The 6634-nt window shown below is 30.1% G+C and carries 2 protein-coding genes; both read right to left on the reverse strand.

Annotated features, from left to right (window positions below; translation table 11 throughout):
• A partial coding sequence (locus tag JMO20_RS01150; protein WP_202707342.1) for a DUF6531 domain-containing protein occupies window positions 1-5446 on the reverse strand: 5446 nt, incomplete at its 3' end.
• A gap of 38 nt (window positions 5447-5484) precedes the next feature.
• A partial coding sequence (locus JMO20_RS01155) for a fibronectin type III domain-containing protein (RefSeq protein ID WP_341533969.1) occupies window positions 5485-6634 on the reverse strand: 1150 nt, incomplete at its 5' end.

The following is a 6634-nucleotide window of genomic DNA, read 5'->3' on the forward strand; positions in this document are numbered from 1 at the left end:
CTAAGTCATTATTTGAATCTACTTCTGTTATGATATTTTGTCTATCAAATGTGAAACCATTGTATATTCCATTTTCTTCTGTAGCGACTCTTAGTCCTAATGGACTGTATTCGTTATACATCCATGTTCCATCGGATTTGTTTACTTCTTTTAGTTGATTAAATTCATTGTAGATGTAGCTAGTTATTTCTTCACCCTTTGTGGTTTCTAATAGATTTCCATTATTGTCATAGTCATAAGTTGTTGTTACTCCGTTGGTTATACTCTCTAACAGTCTATTATTATCATCATAGCTATATGTAGTTATCTCGTCTCCTACTTGTTTTTTTAATATATTATGGGCATCATCATAATTATAGGTTATTAATCCAGCTATAGGATTGTTTTCTGTTTTTAACCTATCTGCTTTATCATAAGTATAAATTGTAGTTTGTCCATTTTCAACCTTTGTTTTTATATTACCATTGTTGTAGTAGGAATATTCTAGTTCCTTTATTATATTTCCCTGTGGATTTTTACTTACTAGACTTTCAATATTTTTGTCTAGGTCATAACCATAGGATATATTCACTCCTGTGTTATAGCTTATACTTGATATGGTACTGTCTATATTATAGTTATATTCAGCTATTTCCTGACTTCCATCTAAAACTGTGTCTATTCTACCTAATATATCATATGTGTATGAAGTTGTGGCTCCTGTTTGGTCTGTTACATCGGTTATATTACCATCCTTATCATAGTCATATCCAAGAATATTTCTTTCATTTCTGTATTTGTTCTTTAGATATCCATTAGGTGAATATTCAAATGTTTCTATACCTGATGAATTTATGGCTGCCAATAGACTTCCATCTCTATTGTATAGATATTTTTCTTCTAGGTTTTTGTCTGCTATTGTCTTTGATACTAGATTGTCATCTCTGTTGTAATCATAGAGAATACTTTCGCCATTTCTATATGTTTCTAGTCTTAACCTACCTTCTTTGTCATATTTGTAGGTTATGGTTTGATTTAATGGATCTGTTATAGAGCTTAGTAGATTCATCCTATTATATGTATAAGTAGTTGTATTGTTTTCTCCATCTGTTGAAGATACTACATTTCCTGCATAGTCATATTCATAGGTATTCTCTATTCCTTCTCCGTCTATTATCTTTGTTGCTCTCCCCCATAAATCCCTTTCATATGTTGTTGTGTTATCTTCTCCATCGGTATAAGTTAAGATATTGCCTAGGGAATCATAGGAATATTCCACCTTTGCTTTACCTACCGTTATAGATTCAGGAGTTTTTATCCTTATTACTCTATTTCCTATATCATAGGTATATTCTGTCCCATATCTATTATCATCATTTGATGCTGATAAATATCCCTTGGCATCTATTTCCTTTATCTTTAATCCGTTTATATCATAGATATTTTTCTGTACTACATTTCCCTTTGAATCTGTTACTTTTACTAATCTATTCATACTATCATATTCATAGACAGTTCCAGGTCCGTCTTCAGTGGATGAATTGTAGTTTTCTGGAGATATTTCTTTTACTATATTTCCTACTTCATCATAGAATACCTTTGAAGTTGATCCTTCTTTATCAGTTACTGATATTAATCTATTATATTCATCATATTCATATTCAATGGTATTATTGTAGCAATCTGTTTCAGTTATTAAATTTCCTGCATTGTCATAGTCATAAGTTGTTGTTCTTGTTACTGTACTAGATGAAGTTGTATATACAGGTGTTATATGTTTTTCATAGAATTTTTCAGCTTCTACTAAACTCACATCATTGCTTTTTTCTTCAAATAACCAGTCTTTGATATAGTCTAAATCTGGAGTATCTATTATATTACTGCCGTCTATATCAAATTTCTCGTTATATTTTAAGCTACTCCTTTCTATATCCTTTAGTATAGCTGTTAATGTGAAATCGTCGGTTTCAACTGAATTATCATTATTCATATCTGGTTCATTAATTATGGCCGTTTTACCATTTGCTTCAATGAATTTATATTTATTACTATTACCATCTGTATATGTAGATGAAGAATTTATTTTAATATATCCTGTTCCTTTTACCGTATCTTTAGCTTTTATAGTTATTGTTGCAATCGTTGTTTCATTTGTTAAATCAGAAGAAGATGCATCAATCTCAATTTCTCCTGTATGAGTATTCACTGTGATTCCCTCTACTTCTGGAGTTATTTCTACTATTTCAAATAGTCTTGTATCATATTCAATGTTTATATCAAGTGATGTTACTTCACCATCGGGATTTATTTTTACTTCATATTCATACTCTTCAGATGGATATATTATTCTTCTATCAGAAGTTACAGATGCTGTTGTTCCCTTCACATCAATATAATCTTCTGGAACTTCTTCAATTTTCTCTGTCAATCTATTTCCATCATCATATTTGAATTCTGTAATATATCCTTCTGGAGAAGTGATTTTTATAATATTACCATTTTTATCATATTGATATAGTGTCTCAGCTAAAACAATACCTTCTTCTCCATCCCTTAGATCTGTTCCGTCAATTTCTGTCCATTCTCTATCAAGTCTACCTAGATTGTCATAGTGATATCCTTTTACACTATATTTATCATCATCTATCTTTGATTTTTCTAGTGTTGTATTTCCTAACTCATCATAGGAATATTCAATATATGCCCCAGTAGAATCAATAACTGTTTTAACTAGTCCATTCTTATAATATAAATAGTTAATGATATTCCATTTGCTTGGCTCACTATCTATTGTTACATATTCAGGAGATTTTTTCTCCTCAAGAACTCTACCTGCTTTGTCATAGGTATATCTTGTAAGGTTGTAATATATTTCTCCACTTTCCTTTTTAACAGGTATTCTTTTCTCAAGTAACCATCCAGCTAGATTATATTTATATAATGTTCCGTATCTACTATCATCATCACTTCCACTCATATATCCCTTGCCATCTATTTCTTTTATTATATTACCATCTTCATCATATACTAGCTTCTTAATTACATTACCTTCTGTGTCAATTATTTTAGTTAATCTATTAAGAGAGTTAAATTCATATTCTAATCCATTGCCACTGTCTGTACTTTCATTATAATTATTTGCATCTATAACTTTAATTGGATTTCCTACTCCATCATATACAATTCTAGACTTTTCTCCTGAAGGATTTTCAACCCTAATTAATCTACCACTCTTGTCATATTCATAGCCATTTCCTATTCCATCATCTGTACTAGAGTTATAGTAATTAGGATTTATTTCCTTAACTACATTTCCCTCAGCATCATATTTCTGAGCTAATACATTTCCTAATGGGTCTATAGTCTTAAGTAATCTATCCATTGCATCATATTCGTAGGTAGTACCTACTCCATCATCTACTGATTCATTATATTGTTCTGGATTAATTAGTTTTATTAGATTACCTTGACCATCGTATTTCATTCTAGTAGTATTTCCATCTGCATCTACTATTTTTATAATTTTATCTAAGTCATTATAATATAATGTGGTTGTCCCATAGCTAGTAGTTATAGTTTTCTTCCTACCAACACCATCATATGTATAGGATACTTCATTACCTTCAGGATCAGTTATTCTAACTGGATCTTTATGATTTTCATATTCAAGGGTCGTTACATTATTCTCTGGATCAGTAATGGTGAGTACCCTTCCTTTATCATCATAAGTATATGAAGTTATTCCATTAGTTGTTTCATTTATACTTACTATTGATTCTTCAAGATTTTCATTTTCATTATAAGTGTATGTTGTGGTTGCTCCACTAGGATTTGTTATTTTTTCTATATTATTATTTTCATCATACTCAAATATTGTTTCATAGCTGAAAGGACTTGGTGATGTTAACTCCAGCAAATCCCCTCTGGCATTATAGAGATAATTTGTTGTATTTCCATTCCTGTCTCTGATACTATCTTTATTTCCCCACTGGTCATATGTATATTGTTCATATGTACCATCATTGTATATTTTTTTTGTGACATAAAGTGTATCATTGTAATTGTATTTTATGCTTTTTCCAGTCGCAGTGAATGTGTATGTATTTTGTCTATTTATATCGTCATAGTCGTAACGAATTTCATTTCCCTCTTCATCATATTGACGAATCACTCTACTAAATTTATCATATACATTTTCTATGAATTTCTTGTTGTTACCGTCCCTAATGTCAGTTATACCATAGCTATTATATGAATATATAGTTGTATTGTCTCCTGTATCTATTACTTCTTTTAAATTGTTTGAGCTATCATAATTATAAGTGATAGTCCTATTTATATCATCAGTTATAGTTTTTAACTTACCAGCGACGAAGGTAAATGATAGAGTTTTACCTCCTTCACCAGTGACAACATCTATATTACCATAGCCATCATAAGAAATATTCACTGTATTATCATTCTTATCAATAATAGCTATTAATTTACCTGAACTATTATACTTATACTTAAGCTTATTTTGCAATTCTAAAGTATAAGTATTGTCGCTATTTTGAATCAAAGTATCAAATACAGCTTCAGGTGAATCGTATGTATCACTTCCAGCATCTTTTTCAAATATAATGGTTTTACCACTAGGATAGATAATCGTTATATCGTTACTAGAACCATTTTTACTAAGACTTGTATCGTAGTTTAATCTCCAACCTTTACCTATTATACTATTTCTTTTATCTAATGAGTTATAATATCTTTGTATTTTTAGATCTTGTCCTATTTCTGGTATTGTTAGATCAGTGCTTACTGCATAATAGTTTCCTGTAATAATATTGACTGGTTCATTTACAAACTCAACGTTTGAAGGATCACCATAATTAGATAATACTACTTCTTTTTTATATGCATGACCTTTATATTTACCCTTATATTCATAGACAGTATATGGAACTTGTTTGCTTAACTCTCCTTCATACTTTGCCGTATACGTTATCTTAGATTTCTTTTTAGTTCCATCTGGCCAAGTAGATACAATTCTTTCACCACTGTCTGAAGTACCTACCCTAGGAATAGTACCTGAATATCCATCTTGATTAATTGGATAGTTGTTATGATCCGATGGACCATTCCAATTTTCTGTATGATGATCAAAGCTTCCGTCTTCATTATAATATCTAGTTATTGTATTACTTGCTGATTTTTTAAATGTTTTATGCTCTGTCCTATACTCTGTCCTTGTTAAATTTACTACACTATATAGTTGTAGTACCCCCTCATATTCGCCATCATCATAGGCTTTCTCTTGTACAAAATTATTACTAGATTTTGTATCTGTATCAGATATAGATTTACTGTTGCTATCAGCGAAAACAGTGTCATAACATGTATTTACTGTTAAGAATATTAATAGCATGGAAATAAAGAATATAATTTTATAAAACATATTTTTAAAATTTATTTTATTCAGCACTTATATACCTCCTTTGTTTGTATCTATTGGGGTTAACCCTAATAGATACGTTGCTCCTCTGTAAGTTCTTTAATTTTCATTTCTTTTGGTTGAATTATTTCAATATACTTTCCTTTTGAGTCAACTAAATGTATTGAATTGATATTAATTTCAGTTTGTTCTTCTGTTATTAGATTTATTTTAAAGCTAAATATATCAAATTTTCCATCCTGTCCTTCTATATCATGTGTTTTTGACAAAATAACTTTTAATCTACCATCATCAAAGTTTTTATAACTAAAATATATATCTTCTCCTGCTACATTTAATATCTGCTCAATTGTTTCTTCATTAATTAACAACTCTTCTGGATTATATCCTAGTTCAACTTCAAAGGTATACATATCTGTTAAGTTATTAGTTTTTAAAACAATTTCCATTTCATCATTTACATCTATATCTTTAATCCAATTTGTTGATGCCACACAAATTGCTGATTCTGATGGTAACCAATTAATTATTGAATTTACATCAGTCCATTGACTCTTAACAAGTTCATTCTTAGCCCTTACTCTATAAAAGTGCTGAGTATTAGGTTGTAAATTATCGTGCACATATGAGGTTCCTGTCACCGTATCCGATACCTTGCCATCTATTTCTATTTCATATTCATCTGCATTAACTACTTCATCCCAAATTATTGCTATAGAATTTTCTGTTACTGTAGATGTTACATTCTGTGGAACCTGTAATAGTGTTATTTCTGTTAACTTCTGACTCCAATCACTTATATGAGTACCTTCTTTAGCTCTAATTCGATATTCATGTAAAGTTCCTGGAGCTAAGTTTTCATGTATATATGATAATTCTAGTTCATCAGTTATCACTTTATTGTCTACTTCTATTTGATAGCTTGTTGCATCTTCGACTGCATTCCAAATCAACCCTATTTTATTATGTTCTAAAATATCTACTATAAAGTTAGTTGGTATAGGAACTACTTTAAGATATGGATACGAACTGCCTTCATCTATTTCCCAAACATCTCCAAATTCCCATCCTATAAAAGTCAAGCTGTTCATTAGTTCTTCGGTTGTTTTTGCTTGTTCTGTTGGCTCAGTTAACCCTGATATTGTACTATCATAGTAACTATTAACTATATCTGCTCTTCTGTTATATCCTATTAAACCTCCTACATTTTCTTCCCCT

It is taken from the genome of Sporosalibacterium faouarense (assembly GCF_016765695.1).
Taxonomy (GTDB): Bacteria; Bacillota; Clostridia; order Tissierellales; family VENL01; genus Sporosalibacterium; species Sporosalibacterium faouarense.